Consider the following 374-nt stretch of genomic DNA (forward strand, 5'->3'; position numbering starts at 1 on the left):
ACCGTCACCGCCCTCCTCACCGCCGGCCTGCTCACCCGCACCGCCGCCGGCATCCTCACCACCAGCACTGGGGAGGTGTCGGCATGAGCCGCAAGCAGTGGACCTGCGCCCCTGCCGCGGCGATGACCGTCGTGTCGATGGCTCTGACTCTCGCCGTCGTCATCGGCTGGCTCGGTGCTCTGATGCCGTGGCCGGTGGCCACCGTCGTCGGCCTGGGTATGGACGGCGGCTGGCTGGCCACCCTCGCCTACGAACGCCGCCTCGCCGCCCAAGGCGACCACTCCGGTGTCGTGTCCGGGCTGGGCTGGACCTTCGGCCTGCTCGCCACCGGTGTGCTGGTCGCCCATGCGCTCGTCGGCCCGTCGCCGGCGGGC

Annotated in this window: 1 pseudogene; it reads left to right on the forward strand. The window is 73.3% G+C overall.

Annotated elements, in window-relative coordinates:
* Positions 1 to 83 precede the first annotated feature (83 nt).
* Positions 84 to 374: pseudogene (locus G6R24_RS21430) on the forward strand (protein spdB); the annotation flags it as partial.

The organism is Candidatus Frankia nodulisporulans, from assembly GCF_902806475.1.
Taxonomy (GTDB): domain Bacteria; phylum Actinomycetota; class Actinomycetes; order Frankiales; family Frankiaceae; genus Frankia; species Frankia umida.